The following is a 24313-nucleotide window of genomic DNA, read 5'->3' on the forward strand; positions in this document are numbered from 1 at the left end:
GCTCCCCGCGTCGGCATCACGTGGGCCCGCTCGCTCATGAGGGGCGCCACGGGGGAGGATGGTGGGGTCATGCCCGAGCCACACACCGCCCCCGCGCCCTCCGAGACCCTGCCGCCCGCCGTCGTCGCCCTGCCCGCCGACGTGTGGCGGGCCCACGCGCGGGCACACCGCGAGCGCATCGCCCGGCGCACGGACCCGCTGGTGGCCCTGCGGATGCGCGGCCAGAAGCACCCGGTGCAGGACTTCCTCTTCGGCTACTACACGCACTCCCCCGCCGCACTGCAGCGCTGGCACCCCGGGCCGGGGGTCCTCCTCGCGGACGACGACGGCGCCGCGGCCCGCGCCGAGGCGGCCGAGCTGGGCACGACCCCCGGGGCGAGTGGAAGCACTACCGGCGCGTCGAGGCCGGCGAGGTAGCAGGCGCCGTCGTCGACGGCCGCCCGGTGGGCGGCTGGCTGGTGGACGCGGCGGCGGTGCTGGCCGACCGCGCGTCGGGGGTGGCGTTCACGCGGGACCTGCTCGCGCGCACGGCGGAGCGGGCGCCACGCCTGGGCTGCTTCGGGCTGCACGAGTGGGCGATGGCGTACCGCTCGGACGTGCACGGGGTGCGGCACTCCCAGCTGCCGCTGCGGCTCGGGGCCGAGGGGACGGACGCGGTGGTGGAGGGCTCGCGGATCCGGTGCACGCACTTCGACGCGTTCCGGTTCTTCGCACCCGAGGCGCGCGACCGCAACGAGGGCGACGACGGCGTCCTGCCCACGCGCGCCGGGATGCGGGAGATGGAGCAGCCCGGCTGCCTGCACGCGGGGATGGACCTGTACAAGTGGGCGTACAAGCTGGTGCCGGTGGTCGACTCGGACCTGCTCGCGGACTGCTTCGACCTCGCGTGGGACATCCGCCGGCTGGACATGGAGGCCTCGCCGTACGACCTGACCGGAGTGGACGACCTCTCCGACGGGCGCGGCGGCTACGCGGCCGTGCGGATCGAAGAGCCGGCCGGGCGTGCCGAGTACGCGCGGCGACAGCGCGAGTTCGCCGCGCGGGGCCAGGCGCTGCGGGCGCGGCTGCTGGCGGTGCTGGACGCAGCCGCGGGGGCGGCCCCCGGGACCGGGCCGGACGCCGAGTGGACTTCCAGCGCACGTCCATGATTAGGATGGCCGCTCTACAGGCTGTGAGGCGCATCACTCGCGTCATCCGGTGACCGCCCGGCCCTCTCCGCACCGAACGACTCGAGGACCTGACGTGACCAGAACCGTTCCAGCTCGCCGCCGCACCACGCTCGCCGCCGCCGTCGCGGCCGTCTCGCTCGCCGTCGCGGCCGCCGCCCCCGCGCTCTCCGCGCCCGGCAACGGCAACGGCAACGGCAACGGGTCCGCATCGCAGGGTCAGGCCCGCTCCAACGACCTCTCCGCCACGCGCGGCAACAAGGTCAACGACGCCGCCGCGCTCGCGCCGCACCTCGTGGGCCAGACGCTGGACTGGGATGCCTGCGACTTCGGCAGCGAGCGCCTCAACGCCCGGTTCAACGCGATCCCCGGCACCGCGTGCGCCGACGTCACGGTGCCGCGGGACTGGAAGAACCCCGAGGACGGCCACACCATCACCCTGCGCGTGGCCAAGACCGAGACCTCGAAGGGCAACCCGGAGCGCCAGGGCATCGCACTGGTGAACCCCGGCGGCCCGGGCGGCTCCGGCCTGCCCTGGGGCCCCGCCATGGCCGAGCGCGCCCCGGAGCTCGCCGAGCAGTACGACTTCATCGGCTTCGACCCCCGCGGCGTGGGCCAGTCCACCGCCCTGGAGTGCACCTACACGCCGAACCCCGAGCACGACGTGTGGCAGGACACGAAGGCCCAGGTCGACGCGTGCCTCGAGAACGAGCTCACCCCCTACATCACCACCGAGCAGACCGTGTACGACATGGACTTCATCCGCGCCGTCCTGGGCGAGGAGAAGACCTCCTACATCGGCTACTCGTACGGCACCTGGCTGGGCAGCTGGTACCAGCGCGTCTTCCCCCAGCACGCGCACCGGTTCCTGCTGGACTCCGCCGTCGACATCTCCCGCGACGGGCTCCAGACCACCTGGGACCTGCAGCCGCGCTCCCGCGACCGCCAGTTCCAGGACGCGATGCTCCCCTACGTGGCCCGGCACGACGAGATCTTCGGCCTCGGGGACGACCCGATGCAGATCCGGCAGCGCTGGGAGGACGTGGGCGGCACCCGCACCCAGCTCGGCATGATCGTCGCCGGCTCGTTCCTGTTGCCTGCCATGTACGACACGTCCCAGTACCTCGACGCCGGGTCCGTCATCGCCGCCTACATCCGCATCATGGAGTCCGAGGCCGCGGCCACGGACCCCGCGGGGCAGCGCACCCAGATCGAGCGCATCCTGGCCGAGGCCCGTGCGTCGCTGCCGGCCGAGGAGCGCGACTCCTTCGACCGCTTCGCCGCCCGCGGCCTGGAGACCGTGGGCGAGCGCGAGCAGCTCGTCGCCGCCACCCAGGCCGGTGACGCCGTCACCTTCGAGGGCGCGTTCTCGGCGATCCGCTGCCAGGACGGCCAGTGGAACACCTCGCAGGGATACTGGACCTCGTGGGTGGACGACCTCGGCCGCAAGGCCCCGTGGATCGGTGTGCTGATGGGCCCGTCAGAGTGCATGTACTGGCCCGCCCAGACCTCCATGCCCGCCCAGCCCGGTGGCAAGGGCGCCCCGAACACCGTGATCGTGCAGTCCGAGCTGGACGCGGCGACCCCGTACGAGGGCGGCCACCGCGCCGCCGGCGTGCTGCGCAACACGTCCCTCATCTCCGTGGACAACGAGGGCACCCACGGCCTGTTCCCGTACGGCACCGAGTGCGTGGACACGCCCATCCGTGACTATTTCCTGACCGGCGCCCAGCCGGCCGAGAAGTCGCTGTGCGACGCCGTCCCGCTCCCGCTCGAGACCCAGCCGGTCCAGGTGGCCGGGACCCCGACGCACAAGGGCGACATCAAGATCTCGATGCGCACCGACGCCGTGCGCGAGGCCAACCGGATCACCCACGACGCGATCGAGCGTCAGCTGATCGACTCCCGCGCGGTGACCCCGGACGTCGAGGCCTTCCTGGAGGACTGACGACCCGGTCACCCGGTACCCGGTCCGCCCCCACGGCCCGGCGACTCCCCCGCGGAGACGCCGGGCCGTCGTCGCGCCCGGGGCGGCCCTGCAACGCTGGTTGGGTTGTCGCGGGTGCCGCCGCCCCACACCCCCGATAACTCAACCCGCGATGGGCAGCCGGAGGGGTGGCGTCGACGCCGAGGCCGATAGCCTCGCGCCATGATCCTGCACATCACCCTCCCGGAGGACTGGGCCGCCGCGCGTCGCACCGGCCGCTACACGGCGTCGACGCGCGGCGCCTCGATCGACGACGTCGGCTTCCTCCACGCCTCCGACGACGCCGCCCAGGTGGGAATGGTCGGCGCGGCGATCTACCCAGACCGGCCCGACGCGTTCGTCGTCGGCCTGGACGAGGACGAACTGGCGGGGGCCGGCCTGCGGGTGCGGCGCGAGCCGGGAGACCCCTCCGATCCCCACTCGGCCGAGTTCCCGCACGTCTATCCGGACGAGGCCGTCTCCGGGCACATCCCGTGCTCGATGCTCACCCCCGTGACCGACCCACGGGCGGACGCCCGCGTGCACCGCGAAGACTCGGCCGAGGCCGCCGCGCTGCTCGACGCCGGGTGGAGCGTGCGCTCCCGCTCCTGGGGCGCGCGCCTCCACCTCGACGACGACGCCGACCTGGCGCCCTACCGTGGCCACATCGCGGCGGCCGAAGCGCGGGGAATCGAGGTGCGGAGACTGACCGCCGTCGACCTGCCTGCCCTGCGCGCCCTCGACGAGGAAGCGGCTCCCCGATTCCCGCACACCGACGGCTCCCGTCACGAGCCGCTGCCGGACGACCTCGAGGCCCGACTGTCCACCCCAGAGGGGCTCGCCGTGGGGGCCTTCGAGGGAGGCGTGCTCATCGGATTCACCCTGACGTTCCGCTCCCCTGCCCGGTAGGAGGTCGACCGCACCGCGGTCGCGGCCGAGCACGAGAACCGTGGCGTGGCGAAGGCCGTCAAGGCGGCGACCGTCCTGGCGACCCATGCCCGCGGTGGGCGCGAGTGGGGAACCGGCGGCGCCGAGTCCAACGCGGCGTCCCTGCGGATGAACGCGGCCCTCGGGTTCCGTCTCGAGCCTGCCTGGCTCGGGCTGACCCCGCCCACGACGTGGGAGGAGTTCGCGCGGGCCCCGGAGTCAAGCTCCCTTGACGACAAGGTCACTTGACTGTCAAGCTTGCTTCACAACGTCCGGTCGGACGGCCCCCACAGAGCCTCCGAGGCGGGCCGGGCCACCGGCCCAGGGCATCGACCACAGGAGGGCCCCATGACCACGAACCACTCCCGCCACACCACCGCCGCCGCGGACGGCCCGGGCACCCGGTACCCGGTCCGCCCCGACGGCCCGGCGACTCCCCGCGGAGACGCCGGGCCGTCGTGGGGTCGGCTCAGCCGTCGAGGATGCAGAACTCGTTGCCCTCGGGGTCGGCGAGGACGGCCCAGCCGAGGTCGACGCGGCGGTCGTCGACCATCGCGGCGCCGAGGGCGAGCGCCCGCTCGATCTCGGCGTCGCGCGTCGAGCCGGCGGCCGCGCGCAGGTCCATGTGGGCGCGGTTCTTCACGCGCTTGGCGTCCGGGACGCGGAAGAAGAGGACGACCTGCCCGTCAGGGCCGACGAGTGAGCACTCGTCCGACCCCGGGCGGTAGAGGTGAGGCTCGTCGACCTCCCAGCCGAGCAGCGCGCGCCAGAACTCGGCGATGGCGTGGGGGTCCAGCGCGTCCCACGTGGTGTGAGAGAGACGGAGGGACATGGCGGCTCCTCAGGAACGGGCCGGGGCGGGCGGGGACGACTCCACGCGAGCCAAGGGCGCGGCACCCCGGGCAAGGCGGGTTGACTTGTCACGGGTATTCACCGCCCAGACCCGCGACAAGTCAACCCGCGTTGGCCGGACGGGCGGACGGACGGCGGAGGGCCGGGTCACCCGCGGATGTGTCGCATCACGAGCCGCGGGATCGCGCTGCGCGGGCTGATGCTGCACCACGCGACGGGCTCGCCGTCCGAGTACCGACGACGCCGGGCGCAGGCTCCCCCGCAGCGAGCGCCCGCATGGTGTCCTCGCGGGGGTCGCCGGGCGCGTGCCTCTGCGGCGCTGAGAGCCGGGGGGACAGGCACCAGCAGTGCGTGGCGCGGCGGTTCGGGTTGACGACGTGCGCGAAGTCGTCGAAGCGGTCGGCGGTGAGCGGGTGCACCTCGAAGGCCATGCGGCCAGCATCGTGGGCGGCGGTGGAGGCGTCCATGGCGAGGCCCAGCTCCGCCGCCGCCCTGTCGGGCCACCGTCAAGCAGACTTGACGTCAAACTCTCTTTACTGTCAAGCTTGCTTCACACGACGGGGACAAACCCCGGCCCCGCCCCGGAGGGACCGCCATGGCCACCACGCCGCACACCACCACCGACCTCGCCCGCGACCGCCGCCCCCGCTGGGGCCGCTCCGCCCGTCTGGGCGGCGGGTCCGGGCGACTGATCCTCGTCAGCCTCGTGGCCGGCGTCGTCATCGCCCTGCTGATCGGGGCCGCGTCCTACGGTCTGGCCTCGAGCCAGGGCGACGCCGGTCCCCGCTTCCCGGCGGTCACGGGCGCGGTCATGGCGGCGTCGGCGCTCCCGGTCGGCGCAGCCCTCGCCTGGCTGTTCCTCGTGGACCGCACCACCCTGCGCGGCGCCGTCCGGGACACCGAGGAGACCATCGAAGGCCGGTGGCTCGAGAAGGCGCAGTCCGGCGCGTTCGGCGACCTGCTCGTGGTGCTGGGCCTGGGCACGTTCGTCGTCGCCCTGGCGGGGTGGCAGCCCAGCCTCCCCCTCGTGGGCGCCGGGCTGCTCCTCTTCGCGGGCGCCTCGGTGGCCGTCCGCTACGCGCTCCAGAAGCGCCGGGGCTGAGCCGTGGAGAACACCATCCCCGACGAGCGTGCCCGCCTCGGCTGGTCGCAGCAGCGGCTCGCCGACGAGCTCGGCGTCTCCCGGCAGACCGTCATCTCCCTCGAGAAGGGCCGCTACGACCCCTCGCTCCCGCTCGCCTTCCGCCTCGCGGCCGTGTTCGGGCGGCGGATCGAGGACCTGTTCACCCCGGACGGCAACGCGGGTTGAGTTGTCGCGGGTCCAGGCGCCCAGCACCCGTGACAAGTCAACCCGCGTTGGGCCCGGGGCGGCGTGGGGCATGAGAGGCTGGGGCCATGGATCGAGAGCTGCGCACCCCTCCGGAGCTGGAGGGCGTGGACTGGCACGACGACGCCCCGCGTCGCCCCCGCCCGATCGTCACCCTGGTGGCGTGGATCGCCATCCTGGGTCTGGTCCTCAGCGTGGGCGCCGGGATCTTCTCCGCCTTCTGACGCGGCAGCGCCGGCCGCCGTCCGACGCGCCGCCCCGGCCTCAGCGCACGTCGCCGTCCACGTAGCGCCAGACCCCGTCCTCACGGCGGAACCGGCTGACCTCATGGAGTCGGAACCGCCCCTCGGCCCCCGTGCCGACGGCCACGAACTCCACGGTCCCGGCGTCCTGGAACGGCCCGCCGTCCCGCACGTCCAGCACCGCCAGGCGGGTGAACCGCGGCGCCTGTTCCCCCGCGGCCGGCAGCAGCTCGGCCGCGGTGGGCCGGTGCTCGGGAACCCAGGTCGCGGCGAGGTAGTCGGCCATCGCCTGCGCCTCTGCCGGCCCGGCCTCGCCCAGCCGCGCGAACGCCGTGTACCGGGAGCGCATGAGCGCCTCGGCGGTGGGCGCGGTCAGGGCGCCGTCCCGGGCGAAACGCGCGTGCAGGCGACCGCAGCACGCCGCGAGCCCGGCTCCGGACCCGCAGGGGCAGGGCTCGGGGCGGGTCACCGGCGCGGGCGTCCGGTCGCGCGACGCCGGGCGGAGCGGGCCTTGATGCGGCGCACTCCCGTCAGCACGACGCCGGCCGCCGCGGCGAGCAGCGCGGGGCCGAGCGGGCTGATCGGCCGGCGTCGGCCGAGCGGGGACACACGGGTCTGCTGAGGTCTCATGCCGCCAGGCTACGCCGGGCCGGCTGCCGCGTGCCGCCCCCATCACACCCACGATTCCGCGTCCGGGCGGCCGAGTAGACTGGACGGGCAAGCACGCGGAGCGCCCCGGGCCGGGCGTGAGACGGCATCACACCCTCCTGCTCCGCGGCATCGTCCCGCACCCAGGAGCGTGTTCATGCCCATCATCGTCGTCGACGTCATGCCCAAGCCCGAGATCCTCGATCCGCAGGGCAAGGCGATCAACGGGGCCCTGCCCCGCCTCGGCTTCACCGAGTTCAGCCAGGTCCGCCAGGGCAAGCGCTTCGAGCTCACCGTGGAGGGCGAGGTCACCGACGAGATCCTCGCCCAGGCGCGCACGGCCGCCGAGGAGATGCTGTCCAACCCCGTCATCGAGGACGTCGTGAACGTGGCCGTCCTGGACGAGGCCGAGGGCGCCCGATGACCGAGCTCCCCCTCATCGGCGACTACTCGACGCCGACGACGCCGCTCAGCGGCGCGCGCATCGGCGTCATCACCTTCCCCGGCACCCTGGACGACGTGGACGCGCTGCGCGCCGTCCGCCTCGCCGGCGCCGAGCCCGTCTCCCTGTGGCACGCCGACGCGGACCCGCAGCGGACGCTCGCCGGCGTGGACGCCGTCGTGATCCCGGGCGGCTTCTCCTACGGCGACTACCTGCGCGCCGGCGCGATCGCGCGCTTCGCCCCCATGATGGACGCGGTGGCGACGGCGGCCGGCGGCCCCGAGGGCGACGCGGACGGCCTGCCGGTGCTCGGCATCTGCAACGGCTTCCAGATCCTCACCGAGTCGCATCTGCTGCCGGGTTCGATGGTCAAGAACGACCACCTGCACTTCATCTGCCGCGACCAGGAGCTGGTCGTGGAGAGCACGGACACCGTGTGGACCCGCGACTTCGAGCAGGGCCAGACCATCACCGTGCCCCTGAAGAACCAGGACGGCCAGTACGTGGCGGACGAGACGACCCTCGACGCCCTCGAGGCCGAGGGCCGCGTGGTGTTCCGCTATCAGGGCTGGAACCCGAACGGCTCGCGCCGGGACATCGCGGGCATCGCGAACCCGGCCGGCAACGTCGTCGGTCTGATGCCGCACCCGGAGCACGCCGTGGAGCCGGGCTTCGGCCCGGACACCGCCGCCGGCCCCCGCTCCGGCGTGGACGGCCTCGGCTTCTTCACCTCCGTCCTGACCACCCTCGCCAGCCGTGGAGGCCATGCATGAGCCAGCAGTTCAACATCGAGACGGTCGCGGACGCCCAGGCGACGCCGGACGTCGAGCAGCCCTGGGCCGAGCTGGGCCTGAAGGAGAACGAGTACGCCGAGATCAAGAAGATCCTCGGCCGCCGACCCACCGCCGCCGAGCTGGCCATGTACTCGGTCATGTGGTCCGAGCACTGCTCGTACAAGTCCTCGAAGGTGCACCTGCGCCAGTTCGGCGAGAAGCTCACCGACGAGATGAAGCAGCACATGATGGTGGGCATCGGCGAGAACGCCGGCGTGACCGACCTCGGTGACGGCTGGGCCGTGACGTTCAAGGTCGAGTCCCACAACTCGCCCTCCTACGTGGAGCCCTATCAGGGCGCGGCCACGGGCATCGGCGGCATCGTGCGCGACATCATCTCCATGGGCGCCCGCCCGGTGGCCGTGATGGACCCGCTGCGCTTCGGCGCGATCGACCACCCGGACACCGCCCGCGTGTTCCACGGCGTGGTGGCCGGCATCGGCGGCTACGGCAACTCCCTGGGCCTGCCGAACATCGGCGGCGAGACCCGCTTCGACCCGATCTACCAGGGCAACCCGCTCGTCAACGCCCTCGCCGTGGGCGTGCTCAAGCACGAGGACCTGCGTCTGGCCAACGCCTCCGGCGTGGGCAACAAGGTGGTTCTGTTCGGCGCCCGCACCGGCGGTGACGGAATCGGCGGCGCCTCCGTGCTGGCCTCCGAGTCCTTCGACGGCGACGGCAAGCCCGCCAAGCGCCCCTCGGTGCAGGTCGGGGACCCCTTCTCCGAGAAGGTGCTCATCGAGTGCTGCCTCGAGCTGTTCCGCGACTCCCTCGTCGAAGGCATCCAGGACCTCGGCGCCGCCGGCATCTCCTGCGCCACCTCCGAGCTCGCCTCCAACGGCGAGGGCGGCATGCGCGTGGAGCTGACCGACGTGCTGCTGCGCGACTCCACGCTGACCCCGGGCGAGATCCTCATGTCCGAGTCGCAGGAGCGCATGATGGCCGTGGTGACGCCGGAGAACGTCGCCGCGTTCGAGGCCGTCATGGCCAAGTGGGACGTCGAGTACTCCTGGCTGGGCGAGGTCACCGGCGACGGCCGCCTGATCATCACCTGGGACGGCGAGGTCATCGTCGACGTGGACCCGCGCACCGTGGCCCACGACGGCCCGGTCTACGAGCGCCCGTACGCGCGTCCGGCCTGGCAGGACGAGCTCCAGGCGGACACGTTCCGCTCCTCCGAGGCCGGTCAGGACCTGCCCGCCACGGGCGAGGAGCTGCGCGCCGCCGTCGTGGAGCTGATGAGCTCCCCGAACCTGGCGGACACCTCTTGGATCACCCGCCAGTACGACCGCTACGTCCGCGGCAACACCGCCCTGGCGGCCCCGGACGACGCGGGTGTGGTGCGCGTGGACGAGGAGACCGGCATGGGCGTGGCCCTGGCCACGGACTGCAACGACCGGTTCACCTACCTGGACCCGTACACGGGCGCGCAGGCCTCCCTGGCCGAGGCGTACCGCAACGTCACCACCGCCGGGGCCGTGCCCCTGGCCGTCTCCGACTGCCTGAACTTCGGCTCCCCCGAGGACCCGGACGTGATGTGGCAGTTCGCGGAGGCCGTGCGCGGCCTGGCGGACGGCTGCCAGACCCTCGGCATCCCGGTGACTGGCGGCAACGTGTCCCTGTACAACCAGACGGGCAGCACCCCGATCCACCCCACCCCCACGGTGGCGGTGCTCGGCCAGCTCGACGACGTCCTGCGCCGCACCGCGTCCGGCTTCGCCCCGGACGCGGACGGTCAGGCGATCTACCTGCTGGGCGAGACCGGGGACGAGCTGGACGGCTCCGAGTTCGCGCGCCTGCGCGGCCACCTCGGCGGCCTGCCCCCGAAGGTCGACCTGAAGAAGGAGCGCCTGCTCGGCGAGCTGCTGGTCAACATGTCCCGGGACGGCATGATCGACGCCGCCCACGACGTCTCCGGCGGCGGCCTCGCGGCCACCCTGTCCGAGATGGTGCTGCGCTTCGGCGTGGGCGCCCGCGTGGTGCTGGACGAGGTGCTGCGCCGCGACGGCGTGGACCTGTTCACCGCACTGTTCTCCGAGACGCAGGCGCGCGCCGTCGTGGCCGTGCCCCGCACCGAGGAGGTCCGGTTCACCGACATGACCACGGCCCGCGGCTACGCGGCCGTGCGCATCGGCGTGGTGGACGCCGACTCCGCGGCCCTCGAGGTCCAGGACGCCTTCACCCTGCCGATCACGGAGCTGCGCGAGGCCTGGGAGGCCACCCTGCCGAAGCACTTCGGCTGACCCCGTGGCCCCACGGGCCCCGGCACGACGACGGCCGCTCACCCCCGGGGGTGAGCGGCCGTCGTCGTGGGACGGGACTGCGGGGACGAACGCCCCCGACCCTCGCACGGCCGTGCGCCTCAACCGTTGACGCGGCGGGCTCCGGTGACCAGAGTGATCTCAGGACAGCGCGCCAGCGCGCCGCCCGGCCCGTCCAAGAGGGTCGACGCGGTCCCGACACACGAAGGAGACCACCCATGCGCCTCATCACCCTGGGCCTCGGCGCCGCACTCGGCTACCTGCTCGGCTCCGCCGAGGGCCGCAAGAACCTCGAGAAGATGACCCAGAACGCCCAGAAGCTCTGGAACGACCCCAATACCCAGGAGAAGGTCGGCCAGGTCCAGGAGACCGCCCAGCAGAAGTTCGCTGAGGTGAAGAAGTCCGATCCGGTGCAGAAGGCCACGACGAAGGTGGAGGATGCCATGCAGGGCAACGACAAGAAGAACGACGTCCGCGAAGATCGCGTGACCGAGTCCAACAACGACAACGTCACCTCGGCGGCCCGCCACGGTGCCGAGCCGGACACCGTCTCGGACCCGTCCACCCCGCTGGGTGACGAGGGTCCGCTGACGCGCTGACCCGCGCAGACACGGCGGCCCGCCTCCCCTCGGGGAGGCGGGCCGCCGTCGTCGTGGGCCGGGTCAGCCGTCCTGCTTCAGGACCTCGTCGGCCGGCGGGGCCTGCACCGGATCCACCTCGCCCATCTCGGAGAGGGTCACCACGGCCTTCGTGCCGGCGGACTCGGTCTCCACGGTGAGCAGGCGGCCGTCCTCCTTGGACACCGTGAACGCGGTCAGCGCCACGCCCTCCTGCGGGCCCGAGACGGGCTCGTCCAGCACGTAGCGGATCGCGTCCTGACCGCTGCGGCGGATGCCGTCCGCGTCCGCCTCGACGTCGTCCAGGCCGCCCGACTCCGGCAGGGAGCCCAGCAGCGAGCTCACCATCGCGCCCATGCCGGTGGCGCGGGGATCGCTCTCGTACGGGGTGGCGGTCCAGCGCTCCACATAGGCGGGGCGGTCCTCGCCGCTCGCGCCGGCGCGCTCCACCGTGAATCGGGAGTACGCGGTGCCGTCCACGATCCGGGACTCGTCCCGGGTGATCAGGCCGTCGTCCTGGTACACGGACACGTACCGCATGGACGAGCCGTCCACGGGACCGGAGATGTCCACCGAGTCCGGGACCGCGCGGCCGTTGGTCGGGGCCTCGGACCGCAGCTCGGTGACCATGCGGACGGAGTCGGCCTCCTCGAGCTGGGTGCGGGCGCGGTCCCAGGCGCCGGGGGCGTCGTCGCCCGAGGCGCAGCCGGTCAGCAGCAGGGCGGCCGCCCCGACGGCGGCGAGGGACAGGCCGCGGCGGGTGCGGCGGGTCTGGGTCTGGCGCTGCCTCACTCGGCCACCTCCTCCGGCGCCTCGGCCGGCTCGATCTGGTTCCAGTCGCTCAGGGCGTACTGCTGGGTGGCCCGGCCGTCGTCGACGGTGAGCGCGACCAGCTCGCCGTCGTCGTCCACCGTGAAGGAGTGCACCCGGGTGGCGTCGCCCTCGGCCATTGCGGCGTCGGCGACCTCCTCGGGCACGGCATAGCGGTAGGCCGTGCCGCCGTCCCAGTCGACCTCCTCGGCGCGCACCTGGGCGCCGTCGAGGGCGTCCGCCGCGGGGAGGCCCACCTGGTCGAGGAGGGCCTTCAGGGGCGGCTCCTGCCCCTCACCGGCCGGGACACGGCGCCACTGCGGGTCGGAGTACATCACCTGGACGTCGTCCGGGACGTCGGAGCCGTCCACGTCGACCCGGACGAACACATCCTCGCCGACCTGGCGGGACTCCATGGTGATGTGTGAGTCCCGGCCGACCTGCATGACGCCCTTCGACTCGGCGTCGCCGCCGTCGAGCCGGCCGGCGATGTCCCAGCGGACCGAGTGCGGGCCCTGACGGCCGGTGGTGTAGGCGGTCTCGAGTCGGACGGTCTCGGCCTCGTCCAACTGGGTGCGGGCCTGATGCCAGGCCTCCCCCGCCGACTGCGGCTCGGATGCGCACCCGGCCAAGGCCAGGGCGCCCACGACGCCGAGCCCGGCCGCGCGGACGGCACGTCTGCGCTGCATGTTCTCCTCCTGGGGCTGCTGCCGGCCGAGGCAGGGCGCCGCGGCCATTGGCGTCACCCTACCGGCGGCGCAGGGCGAAGGATGCGCCGTGGTGGTTCTGCGGCAGGTGGTCGCCGCGGCCGAAGAGCTTGTGGCGCAGCGTGCCGTCCGTGTACGCGGTCTTGTAGCGGCCGAGCTTCTGCAGCGCCGGCACCACGAACTCCACGACGTCCTCGAAGGCGCCCGGGGTGATGTGGTAGGCGAGGTTGAAGCCGTCCACGTCGGTCTCGTCGGCCCACTCGACGAGCTGACGGGCCGCGGACTCGCCGCCGCCCACGATCACGGGGCCGAAGCCGCCGATGCCCACCCATTCGGCGAGCTTGCGCACGGTCCACTCCTCATCCGTGCCGGAGGCCTTCTGGAAGGTCTCCACGGCGGACTGGATGGCGTTCGACTTCACGTCCCCGATCGGCTCGTCCAGGTCGTACTGGGACAGGTCGATGCCCATCCAGCCGGACATGAGCACGAGGCCGCCCAGCGGGTCCACGTACTGCGCCAGGTCGTCGTACTTGGCCCGCGCGTCCTCGTCGGTGGCCCCGGTGACGATCGTCTGCATCGCGAAGATCTTCACGTCGTACGGGTCACGGCCGGCGTCCACCAGGGCCTGGCGGATCTTCTTCACGGTGGCGGCCGCCAGCTCCTTCGTGGGGGAGTTGATGAACACGGCCTCGGCGTGCTTGCCGGCGAAGGCGCGGCCGCGCGTCGAGGCGCCGGCCTGGTAGATCACGGGGGTGCGCTGCACGGACGGCTCGGTGACGGCGTGGCCGGGCACGGTGAAGTACCGGCCCTCGTGGGCGATGTCGTGGACCTTGGCCGGGTCCGCGAACACGCCGGACTCCTTGTCGTAGACGACGGCGTCGTCCTCCCACGAGCCCTCGAGGAGCTTGTAGACGACGTCGAGGTACTCGTCGGCGTGCTCGTAGCGCTCGTCGTGCTCCATCTGGTCGTCCTGGCCCATGTTCTGGGCGGCGGAGGGCAGGTAGCCGGTGACCACGTTCCAGCCCACGCGGCCGCCCGTGAGGTGGTCGAGCGTGGCGAGGCGGCGGGCGAACGGGTAGGGGTGCTCGTAGGCGGTGCCGGCGGTGACGCCGAAGCCGAGGTGCTCGGTGACCGCGGCCATCGCGGAGACGAGCAGGAACGGGTCGTTCACGGGGGTCTGCGCGCCGGTCCTGATGGCGGCCTCGGAGGTGCCGCCGTACACGGAGTACGGGCCGAGGACGTCGGCGATGAACAGGCCGTCGAACAGGCCCTTCTCCAGCGTCTGCGCCAGGTGCGTCCAGTAGCCCAGGGTGTTGCAGTCCCGGGCGTGGTCGTCGGGGTGACGCCAGAGACCCGGGGACTGGTGGGCGACGCAGTTCATGTCGAATGCGTTGAAGAGGATCGCGCGGTGCTCGTCCGGGCGGGTGGGTGCTCCGGCCCCGGCGTTCTCGGCGGTGCTCATGGGTCTCCTTTCCAGGGCCGCCCGGTCGCAGGGGCGCGGCCGGGCGAGCGACGGTTCCGCACCATGCAACGCTGACGCGGCCGGCGGTGGAAGCCGGTCCGGCCCAGGGGTTCATGACGGCCCCGCCGGGCCCGGCCACGCGTCCGGCGCCCGGTTCGTGACATGCCCCGACCATGACGGAGGACACGTCCGCGGGCGGCGGCCCTGTTGCGGCCCAGTGGCACCCCAGCGCTGAGCCAGAGAAATCTGCTGCCTCCACCCTGCAGAGACGACCGAAACGTCTGGCTCGGCGCTGGGCTCGGGCCGTGACGGCCGGCCGGGCCAGGACCGGCGGCGCCCCCGGTGTGACGCCCGTGTGACCCTCCGGCGCCGGCGGCCGGGCGACCGCGCGGCCGACCGGGCCCGCGGTGGTCTACTGGCATCCGTATCCGTCCGACACCGACGACGAAGCGACGATGGGAGCCCTCCATGAGCGTGCACGCGCCTTCCCGTGCCACCGCCTCCACCCCGGTCCGGGACGAGGACCGCCACAGCCTCGACGTCGTCTTCCGCGGCGTCGGGCGCACGTTCCCCACCGCGGACGGACCACGCGTCGTCCTGCGCGACGTGGACCTGACCGTGGCGCCCGGCGAGGTGCTCGCCGTGATCGGCGCCTCCGGCTGCGGCAAGTCCACGCTGCTGCGCGCCGTGGCCGGCCTGGACCCGGACTTCGACGGAGAGCTGCTGATCGACGGCTCGCCCGTGCGACCCTACGACGAGCGCACCGCCGTCGGCTTCCAGGAGCCGCGCCTGCTGCCCTGGCGCACCCTGCGCCGCAACGTGGAACTCGGCCTGCCCCGGGAGCTGGACCGCGCCGCGGGCCGGGACCGCGTGCAGGAGCTGCTCGAGCTCGTGGGCCTCGCGCCCTTCGCGGAGCACCGCCCCCGGGAGGTCTCCGGCGGCATGGCCCAGCGGGCCTCGCTCGCCCGCGCCCTGGCGCGCCGCCCCGGCGTGCTGCTGCTCGACGAGCCCTTCGGCGCCCTCGACGCCCTGACGCGCCTGAAGATGCAGGACCTGCTGCTGGACGTGCACGCCGCCACCGGCACCACCGTCCTGCTCATCACCCATGACGTGGAGGAGGCCCTGCAGCTCGCCGACCGCGTGCTGCTGCTCGCCCGTGACGTCCCCGCGCCCGACGGCGGGGCCCGCCCCGGAGCGACCGTGGGGCGGATCGTGGACGTGCCGGGGGCCCGTCCCCGCGACCGCGCGGACGCCCGCCTGGCCCGGCTGCGCGCCGAGCTCCTCGAGGGCCTCGGCGTCGAGAGCCACGCCCGATGAGCGGCGCCGGCTCCGCACGCCTGACCCGTCGCACGGCGCTCGGCCTGCTGGCCGCGTCCCTGCCCCTGGGCCTGAGCGGATGCGTCCTGCAGGGTGAGGCGACGACCGGGCCGGTGAACGGTCCGGACACGCTGAGCATCGACTACGCCACCTACAACCCGCTCTCCCTCGTGATCCGCCACCAGGGATGGCTGGAGGAGACGCTCGCGCCCCGCGGCGTCCGGGTGAACTGGGTGTTCTCCGCCGGCTCCAACAAGGCCAACGAGCTCCTGCGCTCGAACTCCGTGGACATCGGGTCGACGGCCGGCTCGGCCGCGCTGCTGAACCGGGCCAACGGAGCGCCCACGCGCATCGTGGGCGTCGCCTCGCGGCCGGAGTGGTCCGCGCTCATGGTCCCGCCCGGCTCGGACATCACGGACGTCGCCCAGCTCGCGGGCCGCACGGTGGCCGCCACGCGCGGGACGGACCCGTACTTCTTCGCCGTGCAGGCGCTCGAGGCCGCCGGGGTGGACCCGGCCGACGTCGAGATCCAGAACCTGCAGCACGCCGACGGCCGCGCCGCCCTCGCCGGCGGATCGGTGGCCGCGTGGTCCGGGCTCGACCCGATCATGGCCAAGGCCGAGGCCGAGGGCGCCCGCTTCCTGTACCGGGACCTCGCCCTGAACACGTTCTCCGTCCTCAACGCCACGGAGTCCTTCCTCGAGGCGGACCCGGAGACGGCCCAGACCGTCCTGGACACGTACGAACGCGCCCGCGCCTGGGCGCTCGAGCACCCGGACGAGACCGTCGGGATCCTGGCCGAGGCCGCGAAGATCTCTCCCGACGTCGCCCGCACCGTGATCCTCGAACGCACCAACGCGGACGTCAGCCCCGTGCCGGGCCAGGAGCTGCTCGACGCCCTGACGGGGGTCGGACGGATCCTGGTCGGCACCGGGTCCGTCGACTACCAGCACCAGGTGGACGCCGCCCTGGCGAGCATCCTGGACACCCGTTTCGCCGAGGAGGCCATCCGATGAGCACCGCCCTGACCACCCCCGCCGCGACGACGGGCCCCGAGGCGCGCGAGCGGTCGGGTCACGACGACGGCGACACAGGGGCGCGCCGACGGCAGCGGCCCCGGGTGCTGGACCGGCCCGGCGCCCGGGCGGTGGTGGGGCTGGCCGCGCCCGCCGTCCTCCTGGTGCTGTGGTGGGCGGTGACGGCCGCCGGGCTGCTCTCCGCGGTGCAGCTGCCCTCCCCCGGCGCGGTGCTCAGCGCCGGCGTCAACCTGCTGGAGCGGGGCGACCTGTGGCTGCACGTGGGGATCTCCACCCAGCGCGTGCTGCTGGGCTTCCTGCTCGGGGCCGCGCTCGGGCTGGCCGTGGGGTCCGCGCTCGGGCTGTCCCGGTGGGCGGACGCGCTGTTCGCCCCGCTGATCGGGGCGCTGCGCGCGGTGCCCTCGCTGGCCTGGGTGCCGCTGCTGATCCTCTGGATGCAGATCGGCGAGGAGTCCAAGGTCACCCTCATCGCGATCGGCGCGTTCTTCCCGGTGTTCACCACCGTCTACGCCGCCCTGCGCCACGTGGACCCGCACCTGGTGGAGGCCGGACGGGCCTTCGGCTACCACGGGCTGTCCCTGCTGCGGACGGTGCAGCTGCCCGCCGTGGTGCCGGCCGTGTTCTCCGGCCTGCGGCTGGCCCTGGCCCAGGCCTGGCTGTTCCTGGTGGCCGCGGAGCTGATCGCCTCCTCGATGGGCCTGGGCTTCCTGCTCACGACTCGCAGAACAACGGACGCACGGACCGCCTGATCCTGGCGATCATCCTGCTCGCCGTGCTCGGCAAGCTCACCGACTGGCTGCTCGGCCTGCTGGAGCGCCGGGCCCTGCGCCGCTGGGCCTGAGCCCGGCACGTCCGGCCGCCCGGTCGTCGGGTCAGTCCCCCTCGGGGACCTCGCCGGCCGACGTGTAGGCGGTCGGCGGGGTGCCGTTCACGAGCCAGTCGCCGGCCATGCGCACCTTGTACGCCGCCGGGTCGTGGGTGGCGAGGGTGCGGGCGTTACGCCAGTGCCGGTCGAGCCGCAGCGTGGCCGACGTCGCCGACGCGCCGAGCGTGTCGAAGATGCGGGTGCACACCTCGAGGACGGCCTCCGGCACCACGGCCTGGGCCCGGTACGCGGCGGCCATCGCCTCGGCGGACGCCGCCACGACGTCGGCCTCCGCCGGGCCGGCCCCGTCGGCGCCGTCCTCCCCCTCGTCGAGCAGACGCCCGATCTCGCGCACCATCAGCTCGGCCGCGGCCTGCCGCCCGGCCAGCTGCCCCATGATCTCGAGGAGCTGCGGGTCGTCCTTGGGCAGCGCGGCCGTGCCGGTGTTGAAGGTGCGGCGCCGCTGCCGCAGCAGCTGCGTGCCCTCCGTGAGCGCCGCCCGGCCTATCCCGGCCTGCAGCGCCAGCAGGGTCGCCTCCATGAGCACGGGCACCGGCCCGTCCTGCCGCGGCACCTCGAGCAGCTCCTCGGCCGCGGCGTCGTCGAGCACCACGGACCCGGTGGCGGTCAGGCGCTGGCCGAAGCCGTCCCAGTCGTCCTTGATGCCCACGCGCGGCTGACGCACGCGCACGACGGCGACGGCCCGGTCCGGCTCGCGGACCGCGCCCCCGGCCCGCTTCGAGTTCCGGCGCGAGACGAGGTCCGCCCCCTCGATGCCCACGGTCGCGGCGGTCCACGTGGCGAACGCCGAGCCGGTCGCGTAGTACTTCTGCCCCCGCACGACCCAGGTGCCGCCCTCGTCCCGGCTGGCCAGGGTGGCGGCACGGCCCGGTGCGGCCCCGCCGGCGCGTTCGGCCAGGGCGGAGCCGGCCCAGTCCCCGTCGACGATGTGCCGCAGCCACCGCTCCCGGCGGGCGGGCGCCTGGTCCATGGCCGTGGCGATGAACACGAGGTGGGAGCGCCAGACGTGCGCGGTGTTCACGTCCCGGGCGGCCAGGTCCATGAGCAGGCGCAGCACGGTCTCGCTGCCGCCGCCCTCGCCGCCCGCGTCCACGGGGACGCCGACCTTGCCGAACCCGGCGGCCTGCAGCTCCCCGAGCGCGGCGAACGGCAGGTGCCGGCCCGCCTCGCGGGCCCGCTCGCCGTGGGCGACGGAGTCGAAGGCGTCGGCGTACCGGGCGGCGAGGGTGGCGTAGGTGGTCATGGACCTACTCTGACACGTGCGGGCGGCCCGGCGGCCGGGGCGCCCCGGCCGTGGGACGGGGTCCACACCGGCCGCCGTCGCCGTGGCCCGCGCCAGGCGCCCGCGGGGGTCCGGCGGGCCGAGCATGACCGCCGGTGACGACGGCGGGCGCGGCGCCGTCGTCGGCGTCCCTACCCTGGTCGGACCCGCCGACCAGGAGGAACCGCCGCCCATGACGCCCACCGAGGACCCCGCCCGCCCCGACCCGGCCGAGGAGGGCGCCTCCGGGGCCGTCCGCGGACCGAACGACGGCGTGCCCGCCGCGGCCCTCGCGACGCTGCCCGGCCCCCTCCCGCAGGCGCTCGTCGACGCCGCCGACCCGGACGTCCACCCCGGCCGCCCGGCGGACCGGCTGCACGGCGGGCGCGGCGACGGCCGCCCGGTGGCCGAGTCGGACCGGCTCGCGTTCTGGGAGGCGGCCGGCCGACGTCTGAGCTGGGAGCGGCCCTTCACCCGGACGCGCTCCCTCACCGCCCCGGACCCGGCCGCCGAGCGCGGCCCGGAGATCCGCTGGTACGAGGACGGCACCCTGAACGTGGCCGTGAACTGCGTGGACCGGCACGTGGCGGCGGGGCGCGGGGAGAAGGTCGCCCTGTACTTCGAGGGCGAGCCCGGCGACCGCCGCGCCGTCACCTACGCGCAGCTGCAGCGCGAGGTCGCCCAGGCCGCGAACGCCCTCGAGGAGCTGGGCATCGAGGCGGGCGACCGCGTCGTCGTGTACCTGCCCGTGCTCGTGGAGACGATCGTCATCACGCTGGCGTGCGCGCGGATCGGCGCCGTGCACTCGCTCGTGTTCGGCGGGTTCTCGGCGGAGGCGCTGCGGTTCCGCGTCGAGGACACGGGCGCCAAGCTGCTCGTCACCACCGACGGCCAGTTCCGCCGCGGCGTCGCCGTCCCCGTGAAGGCCAACGCGGACGAGGCCGTGTCCGGGGACAACGCGATCGAGCACGTCCTCGTCCTGGACCGCACGGGCCACCGGGACATCCCGTGGACCGAGGGCCGGGACCTGTGGTGGCACGACGTCGTGGACCGCCAGCCGGACACCCACACCCCGCGCGCCTTCGACGCGGAGCACCCGCTGTTCATCATGTACACCTCCGGCACCACGGGACAGCCCAAGGGGCTCGTGCACACCTCCGGCGGGTACCTCGCCGCGGCCTCGTGGACGCACGACTTCCTGTTCTCCCACCCGGACCCGGCACGGCGCGACGACGACGTCCACTGGTGCACCGCGGACCTGGCCTGGGTCACCGCGCACACCTACGAGATCTACGGTCCGCTCTCGAACGGGGTGACGCAGGTGATCTACGAGGGCGTGCCGAACGCCCCGCACCCGGGCCGGCACTTCGAGGTGATCGAGCGCTACCGGGTGACGAGCTACTACACGGCGCCCACCCTGATCCGCTCGCTCAAGGGCTGGCATCCGGACGGGATCCCGGCGCACGCGGACGGCGGCCCGGACCTGTCCTCGATCCGCCTGATCGGGACCGTGGGCGAGTCCGTGAACCCGGAGGCCTGGACGTGGGCCCGCACCCAGATCGGCCGGGACACCCCGGACCTGCCGATGGTGGACACGTGGTGGCAGTCCGAGACCGGCGCCACCGTGCTCTCCCCCGTCCCACGGACACGGCCTTCAAGCCGGGCTGCGGCTCCCGGCCCCTGCCGGGGGTGGACGTGGCCGTGGTCGACGACGACGGCGCCCCCACGCCCGAGGGCCTGCAGGGCCGGATCGTGGTCACCCGCACCTCGCCGTCGATGGCGCGGACCGTGTGGCGGAACCCGGCCCGCTACTTCCACTCGTACTGGGAGGACTACGCGGACCAGGGCGAGGCGGGCTGGTTCCTCGCCGGCGACGGCGCCAAGCGGGACGAGGACGGCGACGTCTGGATCCTCGGGCGCGTGGACGACGTCATCAACATCTCCGGGCACCGGCTGAGCACCATCGAGATCGAGTCCGCCCTCGTGGCGCACCCGGAGGTGATCGAGGCGGGGGTGTGCCCCGTGCCGCACGAGACCACCGGGCACGCGGCCGTCGCCTTCGTGGTGGCGCACGAGAGCTGGCTGGCCGGCGACGACGGCCCCGGCGCCTCCGCCGCCGACCGCGCCGAGGAGCTGCGTCGGCACGTGGGGCGGGTGATCGGGCCGGTGGCCAAGCCCGCCGAGGTGGTCTTCGTCCCCGACGTGCCCAAGACCCGTTCGGGCAAGATCATGCGGCGGCTGCTGACGCAGCTGCACCAGGGCACCGCGCTCGGAGACACCACGAGCCTGCAGAACGAGCCGTGCGTCGGGCAGATCGCCGAGGTGCTCCGGGCCGGCCGCCGCGCTCAGGACGCCGACACCGGCGCCGTCCGCAACGCCAGCTCGGCCAGCACCTGAGCGGCCCGCGGCACCACGGCGTCGTCGAACACGGCCTGCGGGGAGTGGTTGACCGGGGCCTCGTCCGGGGCCACGCCCTCCGGGACCGCCCCGAGCAGGACGTAGGCGCCGGGCACCCGCTGGAGGACCTCGGAGAAGTCCTCGCTGCCGGGCTCGGGCTCGGGCAGCTCCCGGTAGGCGTCGGCCCCGTAGAGGTCCTCCACGGTCCGGCGGACGAAGGCCACCGCGTCCGCGTCGTTGGCCGTCACCGGGAACGCGCAGTCCGTCCGGACCTGTGCGCTCATGCCGTGCGCCGCGGCGATCCCGTGCACCATGCGCTCCACGGCCGCGCGCAGCCGGGCGCGGGCGTCCGCGGAGAAGGTCCGCAGGGTGAGGGCGAGGGTGGCGCTGTCCGGGATGACGTTGGCCGCCGTGCCCGCGCTCAGGTGCCCGACGGTCGCGACCACCGGGTCGAAGGCGTCGAACTGCCGGGTGACCACGGACTGCAGCGCCAGCACCATCTCGGCGGCCACGGGCACCGGATCCTGAGCCAGGTGCGGCACCGAGCCGTGCCCGCCTCGACCGTGCACCGTCACCACCAGGTCGTCGCAGCCGGCCTGGATCGCCCCCGGGCGGCTGAGCAGGACGCCGCGCGGGTACGTGCCCGAGGAGACATGGATCGCGTAGGCGGCGTCCACCGGTCGCCCGGCCGCCTCCAGCAGCCCCTCCTGGATCATGTGCAGGGCGCCGCCGCCGGTCTCCTCCCCGGGCTGGAACATGGCCACCACGTCGGCGGTGAGCTCCCCGCGACGGCGCACCAGCCACGCCAGCGCGCCGTAGAGGCCGGCGGTGTGCAGGTCGTGGCCGCAGGCGTGCATGGTGCCCGGCACGGAGGGGGCGTACTCCAGCCCGGTCTCCTCCGTGACGGGCAGGGCGTCCATGTCCCCCCGCAGCAGCACGACCGGCCGCCGGGCCCCCTCCGGCAGCGGGGCCCCGCCGCGCAGCACCACGACGACGGAGCTCAGCGCCCGGCCCACGCTCGTCTCCAGCGCGGGGCGGCCGGTGGCGGCATCCTCCCCCGCCTCGGCGCGCAGGGCCTCGAGCCGCTCGAGGACGGCGGCCTGGGTGCGGGGCAGGTGCAGGTCCAGCTCCGGATGCCCGTGGAGGCGGCGGCGGAAGGCGATCGCCTCGCGGGCGATGTCCTCCGGCAGGTCCGGGGCGAGGGCGTTCGCGGGCGGGGTGGGGGCGGTGCGGTCCATCAGGACATCATGCCGTGGCGGCCCGCCGGCCCACCCGGATCGCGCAGCGGGTCAGCCGGCCAGCTCCTGCAGCTCGGCCAGGTCGAAGACGTCCTCCTTGGCGGGGGCCTCGGGCGCCTCGACCGCGTTCCACTCGGTGAAGGTGGCGTTCGCGTCCACGTCCTCGTCCTCCGAGTTCACGTCCTCGAGACGGTAGAGGGTCGTGCTCTCCGGGTCGATCAGCATCGTCCGGCCGAACTCGTGGTGCTCCTCGGGCAGCGCGTACTTGAGGTACGTCCTGCCCTCGAGCTCCACCTCCTCGGCCTTCAGGTCCTTGCCGTCGAAGGCGTCCGCGGCGGGCATGTCCTCCTCGAGGTCGGACATGATCTCCTGGAGTGAGATGTCCATCTGCGCGGCCTGATCGGCGCTCGTCTTGATCCAGCGGTCGCCCACGAGGGTGGAGAACATGCCCATCTCCTGGGGCAGGTCGTCACCGTCGGCCTTGAGCTTGAAGAACACGTCGGCGTCCCGGCGCAGGACCTCGATGTCCATGGTGGCCCCCCCCCATGTCCATGTTCATGGTGCCCTTGAGGTGGGAGTCGTCGGTGGCGCCGGCGAGGTCCACGTTCAGGGACTGGCTGGCGTCCGTGCCCAGGGAGGCGGAGGGCGCCGCCGAGGCCGACGCGTCGTCCTTCTCCTCCTCCTTGTCGGCGGCGGTGCCCTCCACCCTCAGGCGCAGGCTCTCGGCGTCCACGACCTTCTGGCGGATCTCGGGCCAGCTCTCGTCCAGCGTCGGGTCGGAGGCGCAGCCGGTGAGCAGCAGACCGGAGGCGGCGAGCATGCCGACGGCGAGGCGTGCGGGCGTCTTCATGGGGACTCCTTCACAGAGGTGCGGACGTGCCGGCGGCCGGGCACCGCCGGACGATGACCCCTCGACCGTCTCACGTCACCCCTGGCCCGTCAGGCCCTGAGGGGCGGCGAAGCTGCTGCTGTGCCGAACCTGTGCGGGTCAGCCGCCGGTGGCGCCGTCCTCGAAGATCTGCCCCACCGGGGTCTGCTTCTCCGCCTGGAACACATCCTCGGCACGGCCGTAGGCCCAGTACGCGCTCACCGACAGCTGTCGCCGGTCCACGCCGCGCACGTCCGTGAGGTACGCCCGGACGCGCTTGACCTGCTCCCGCTCGCCGTGCACGAACGCGTGCACCCGTCCGTCCCGCCACGCCGCGCCCTCGACGGCGGCGGCGAACCTCGTCGTCTCCGGGGTGAAGGGGCCGCCGCGGTGCAGCCAGCGCACCTCGACGCCGGCCGGCGCGGTCAGGGGCACCTCGTCCCCGGCGTCGGTCACCTCGATCAGCGCGACGCCGGCCGCCGCGGCGTCCGTGGCGGCGAGGTCCTCGAGGGCGGCGGCGATCGCCGGCAGCGCGGCCTCGTCGCCGGCGAGCAGGTGCCAGTCGGCGGTGGGGTCGGGCCGGTAGGCGCCGCCGGGACCCAGGAACGCGACCTGCTGCCCCACCGGCTCGGACGCCGCCCACGCCCCGGCCAGGCCACCGTCGTGCCCGGGGGCGGCGCCGCCGTCGGACGCACCGTGGACCACGAAGTCGACATCCATGGTGCGGGCGGCCGCGTCCATGTGGCGCACCGTGTAGGTGCGGCGGACCGGCAGCTGCTCCGGGGCGAGGCGCTCGCGGAGGGCGTCCAGGTCGTACGGGGGCTCGAGGCCGAGCGCGGGGTCGGCGAAGAGCAGCTTCACGTACTGGTCCGTGGCGCCCTTCTCCGCCCAGCGGGCATGGACGGCGTCGAACTGCTCACCGCCGAGGGTCAGGCGCACGAGGTGCGGGGTGAGCCGGCGGGCGGCCACCACGGTGAGGACGGTCTGGGGCCGGGCCATGCGGGCCTCCTGGGGTCGGGGCGGGGTCTGCGCGGGTACGCGTCCCCCAC

The 24313-nt window shown here is 74.0% G+C and carries 24 protein-coding genes and 3 pseudogenes; 15 read left to right on the top strand and 12 right to left on the bottom strand.

Translation table 11 applies throughout. The features are described 5' to 3' along the window. Nucleotides 1-69 precede the first annotated feature (69 nt). From POD19_RS02065 to POD19_RS02080, 4 genes and pseudogenes are all read left to right on the top strand, one after another. A pseudogene (locus tag POD19_RS02065) lies at nucleotides 70-1148 on the top strand (3-methyladenine DNA glycosylase). Between the two features lie 94 nt (nucleotides 1149-1242). Next, on the top strand, nucleotides 1243-3114 hold the full coding sequence (locus tag POD19_RS02070) for an alpha/beta hydrolase (protein WP_119217576.1): 1872 nt from the start codon (nucleotides 1243-1245) through the stop codon (nucleotides 3112-3114). A gap of 201 nt (nucleotides 3115-3315) precedes the next feature. After that, on the top strand, nucleotides 3316-4041 hold the full coding sequence (locus tag POD19_RS02075) for a DUF952 domain-containing protein (RefSeq protein ID WP_020621447.1): 726 nt from the start codon (nucleotides 3316-3318) through the stop codon (nucleotides 4039-4041). A 45-nt stretch (nucleotides 4042-4086) separates the two neighbouring features. After that, nucleotides 4087-4308, top strand: coding sequence for a hypothetical protein (locus POD19_RS02080; RefSeq protein WP_020621446.1), 222 nt, complete (start codon nucleotides 4087-4089; stop codon nucleotides 4306-4308). Between the two features lie 220 nt (nucleotides 4309-4528). Here the strand turns inward: POD19_RS02080 and POD19_RS02085 are convergent, their stop codons facing one another. After that, complete coding sequence (locus POD19_RS02085; protein WP_020621445.1) at nucleotides 4529-4891, bottom strand: VOC family protein; 363 nt, start codon at nucleotides 4889-4891, stop codon at nucleotides 4529-4531. Nucleotides 4892-5078: 187 nt separating this feature from the next. Further along, entirely contained in the window at nucleotides 5079-5378 is a 300-nt protein-coding gene (locus POD19_RS02090) for a hypothetical protein (protein ID WP_051049981.1), read from the bottom strand. Nucleotides 5379-5506: 128 nt separating this feature from the next. On the opposite strand from POD19_RS02090, the gene POD19_RS02095 reads away from it, so the two are divergent. The 3 genes from POD19_RS02095 to POD19_RS02105 all read left to right on the top strand — a co-directional run bounded on the left by POD19_RS02095 (nucleotide 5507) and on the right by POD19_RS02105 (nucleotide 6462). Then, nucleotides 5507-6013 (top strand): hypothetical protein, encoded by a 507-nt coding sequence (locus POD19_RS02095; RefSeq protein WP_020621444.1) that lies wholly within the window; start codon nucleotides 5507-5509, stop codon nucleotides 6011-6013. Between the two features lie 3 nt (nucleotides 6014-6016). Then, the gene (locus POD19_RS02100) at nucleotides 6017-6220 is read left to right on the top strand and encodes a helix-turn-helix transcriptional regulator (protein WP_002856639.1); all 204 of its coding nucleotides are present in this window, start codon (nucleotides 6017-6019) and stop codon (nucleotides 6218-6220) included. An 86-nt stretch (nucleotides 6221-6306) separates the two neighbouring features. Continuing rightward, nucleotides 6307-6462, top strand: coding sequence for a hypothetical protein (locus POD19_RS02105; protein ID WP_010079551.1), 156 nt, complete (start codon nucleotides 6307-6309; stop codon nucleotides 6460-6462). A gap of 40 nt (nucleotides 6463-6502) precedes the next feature. Here the strand turns inward: POD19_RS02105 and POD19_RS02110 are convergent, their stop codons facing one another. Together POD19_RS02110 and POD19_RS02115 are read right to left on the bottom strand one after the other, a co-directional pair. Then, nucleotides 6503-6949, bottom strand: a complete 447-nt coding sequence (locus tag POD19_RS02110) for a YchJ family protein (protein ID WP_020621443.1) — start codon at nucleotides 6947-6949, stop codon at nucleotides 6503-6505. Beyond that, nucleotides 6946-7110, bottom strand: a complete 165-nt coding sequence (locus POD19_RS02115; protein ID WP_155395521.1) for a hypothetical protein — start codon at nucleotides 7108-7110, stop codon at nucleotides 6946-6948. The genes POD19_RS02110 and POD19_RS02115 overlap by 4 nt, the downstream gene beginning before the upstream one ends. Nucleotides 7111-7285: 175 nt before the next feature. Here POD19_RS02115 and purS point away from each other — a divergent pair, with 175 nt between their 5' ends. The 4 genes from purS (at nucleotide 7286) to POD19_RS02135 (ending at nucleotide 11263) form a co-directional block, all read left to right on the top strand. Next, complete coding sequence (purS, locus tag POD19_RS02120) at nucleotides 7286-7552, top strand: phosphoribosylformylglycinamidine synthase subunit PurS (protein ID WP_002856633.1); 267 nt, start codon at nucleotides 7286-7288, stop codon at nucleotides 7550-7552. Continuing rightward, nucleotides 7549-8343, top strand: coding sequence for a phosphoribosylformylglycinamidine synthase subunit PurQ (gene purQ, locus POD19_RS02125; protein ID WP_020621441.1), 795 nt, complete (start codon nucleotides 7549-7551; stop codon nucleotides 8341-8343). The genes purS and purQ overlap by 4 nt, the downstream gene beginning before the upstream one ends. Next, nucleotides 8340-10646 (top strand): phosphoribosylformylglycinamidine synthase subunit PurL, encoded by a 2307-nt coding sequence (purL, locus tag POD19_RS02130; RefSeq protein ID WP_020621440.1) that lies wholly within the window; start codon nucleotides 8340-8342, stop codon nucleotides 10644-10646. Before purQ ends, purL begins: the two co-directional genes overlap by 4 nt. Nucleotides 10647-10882: 236 nt before the next feature. Further along, nucleotides 10883-11263 carry a YtxH domain-containing protein gene (locus POD19_RS02135; protein WP_041105404.1) on the top strand — a complete coding sequence of 127 codons (381 nt, stop codon included), beginning with the start codon at nucleotides 10883-10885 and terminating at the stop codon, nucleotides 11261-11263. A gap of 63 nt (nucleotides 11264-11326) precedes the next feature. Here POD19_RS02135 and POD19_RS02140 read toward each other — a convergent pair whose 3' ends face one another. Genes POD19_RS02140 through POD19_RS02150 form a run of 3 tightly spaced genes read right to left on the bottom strand, consistent with a single transcriptional unit; the run spans nucleotide 11327 to nucleotide 14260 of the window. Then, nucleotides 11327-12073, bottom strand: a complete 747-nt coding sequence (locus tag POD19_RS02140) for a hypothetical protein (protein ID WP_020621438.1) — start codon at nucleotides 12071-12073, stop codon at nucleotides 11327-11329. Beyond that, nucleotides 12070-12828, bottom strand: a complete 759-nt coding sequence (locus tag POD19_RS02145) for a Tat (twin-arginine translocation) pathway signal sequence (RefSeq protein WP_144818598.1) — start codon at nucleotides 12826-12828, stop codon at nucleotides 12070-12072. Before POD19_RS02145 ends, POD19_RS02140 begins: the two co-directional genes overlap by 4 nt. 10 nt (nucleotides 12829-12838) lie before the next feature. Continuing rightward, nucleotides 12839-14260, bottom strand: coding sequence for an LLM class flavin-dependent oxidoreductase (locus POD19_RS02150; RefSeq protein WP_144818600.1), 1422 nt, complete (start codon nucleotides 14258-14260; stop codon nucleotides 12839-12841). Between the two features lie 468 nt (nucleotides 14261-14728). On the opposite strand from POD19_RS02150, the gene POD19_RS02155 reads away from it, so the two are divergent. From POD19_RS02155 to POD19_RS02165, 3 genes and pseudogenes are all read left to right on the top strand, one after another. Then, nucleotides 14729-15577 carry an ABC transporter ATP-binding protein gene (locus POD19_RS02155; RefSeq protein ID WP_020621435.1) on the top strand — a complete coding sequence of 283 codons (849 nt, stop codon included), beginning with the start codon at nucleotides 14729-14731 and terminating at the stop codon, nucleotides 15575-15577. After that, nucleotides 15574-16593: an aliphatic sulfonate ABC transporter substrate-binding protein gene (locus tag POD19_RS02160; RefSeq protein ID WP_020621434.1), complete on the top strand. Its 1020-nt coding sequence runs from the start codon at nucleotides 15574-15576 to the stop codon at nucleotides 16591-16593. The genes POD19_RS02155 and POD19_RS02160 overlap by 4 nt, the downstream gene beginning before the upstream one ends. Next, nucleotides 16590-17455 (top strand): annotated as a pseudogene (locus POD19_RS02165) (ABC transporter permease). The gene POD19_RS02160 and the pseudogene POD19_RS02165 overlap by 4 nt, the downstream one beginning before the upstream one ends. 31 nt (nucleotides 17456-17486) lie before the next feature. On the opposite strand, the gene POD19_RS02170 reads toward POD19_RS02165, so the two are convergent. Further along, nucleotides 17487-18743 carry an acyl-CoA dehydrogenase gene (locus POD19_RS02170; protein WP_020621432.1) on the bottom strand — a complete coding sequence of 419 codons (1257 nt, stop codon included), beginning with the start codon at nucleotides 18741-18743 and terminating at the stop codon, nucleotides 17487-17489. 211 nt (nucleotides 18744-18954) lie between these two features. Between POD19_RS02170 and acs the strand changes: the two are divergent. Continuing rightward, nucleotides 18955-21158 (top strand): annotated as a pseudogene (gene acs, locus POD19_RS02175) (acetate--CoA ligase). Here acs and POD19_RS02180 read toward each other — a convergent pair. The 4 genes from POD19_RS02180 to POD19_RS02195 all read right to left on the bottom strand — a co-directional run bounded on the left by POD19_RS02180 (nucleotide 21107) and on the right by POD19_RS02195 (nucleotide 24263). After that, nucleotides 21107-22396: a M20 metallopeptidase family protein gene (locus POD19_RS02180; RefSeq protein ID WP_020621430.1), complete on the bottom strand. Its 1290-nt coding sequence runs from the start codon at nucleotides 22394-22396 to the stop codon at nucleotides 21107-21109. The pseudogene acs and the gene POD19_RS02180 overlap by 52 nt on opposite strands. Nucleotides 22397-22447: 51 nt before the next feature. After that, on the bottom strand, nucleotides 22448-22927 hold the full coding sequence (locus POD19_RS02185) for a hypothetical protein (protein ID WP_340309283.1): 480 nt from the start codon (nucleotides 22925-22927) through the stop codon (nucleotides 22448-22450). Beyond that, on the bottom strand, nucleotides 22866-23246 hold the full coding sequence (locus tag POD19_RS02190; RefSeq protein WP_340309284.1) for a hypothetical protein: 381 nt from the start codon (nucleotides 23244-23246) through the stop codon (nucleotides 22866-22868). The genes POD19_RS02185 and POD19_RS02190 overlap by 62 nt, the downstream gene beginning before the upstream one ends. Before the next feature lie 138 nt (nucleotides 23247-23384). Next, nucleotides 23385-24263: a siderophore-interacting protein gene (locus POD19_RS02195; protein ID WP_020621428.1), complete on the bottom strand. Its 879-nt coding sequence runs from the start codon at nucleotides 24261-24263 to the stop codon at nucleotides 23385-23387. Nucleotides 24264-24313 lie beyond the last annotated feature (50 nt).

The sequence above is a fragment of the Micrococcus sp. GPGPB33 genome (assembly GCF_037853785.1).
Lineage (GTDB): Bacteria > Actinomycetota > Actinomycetes > Actinomycetales > Micrococcaceae > Micrococcus > Micrococcus luteus.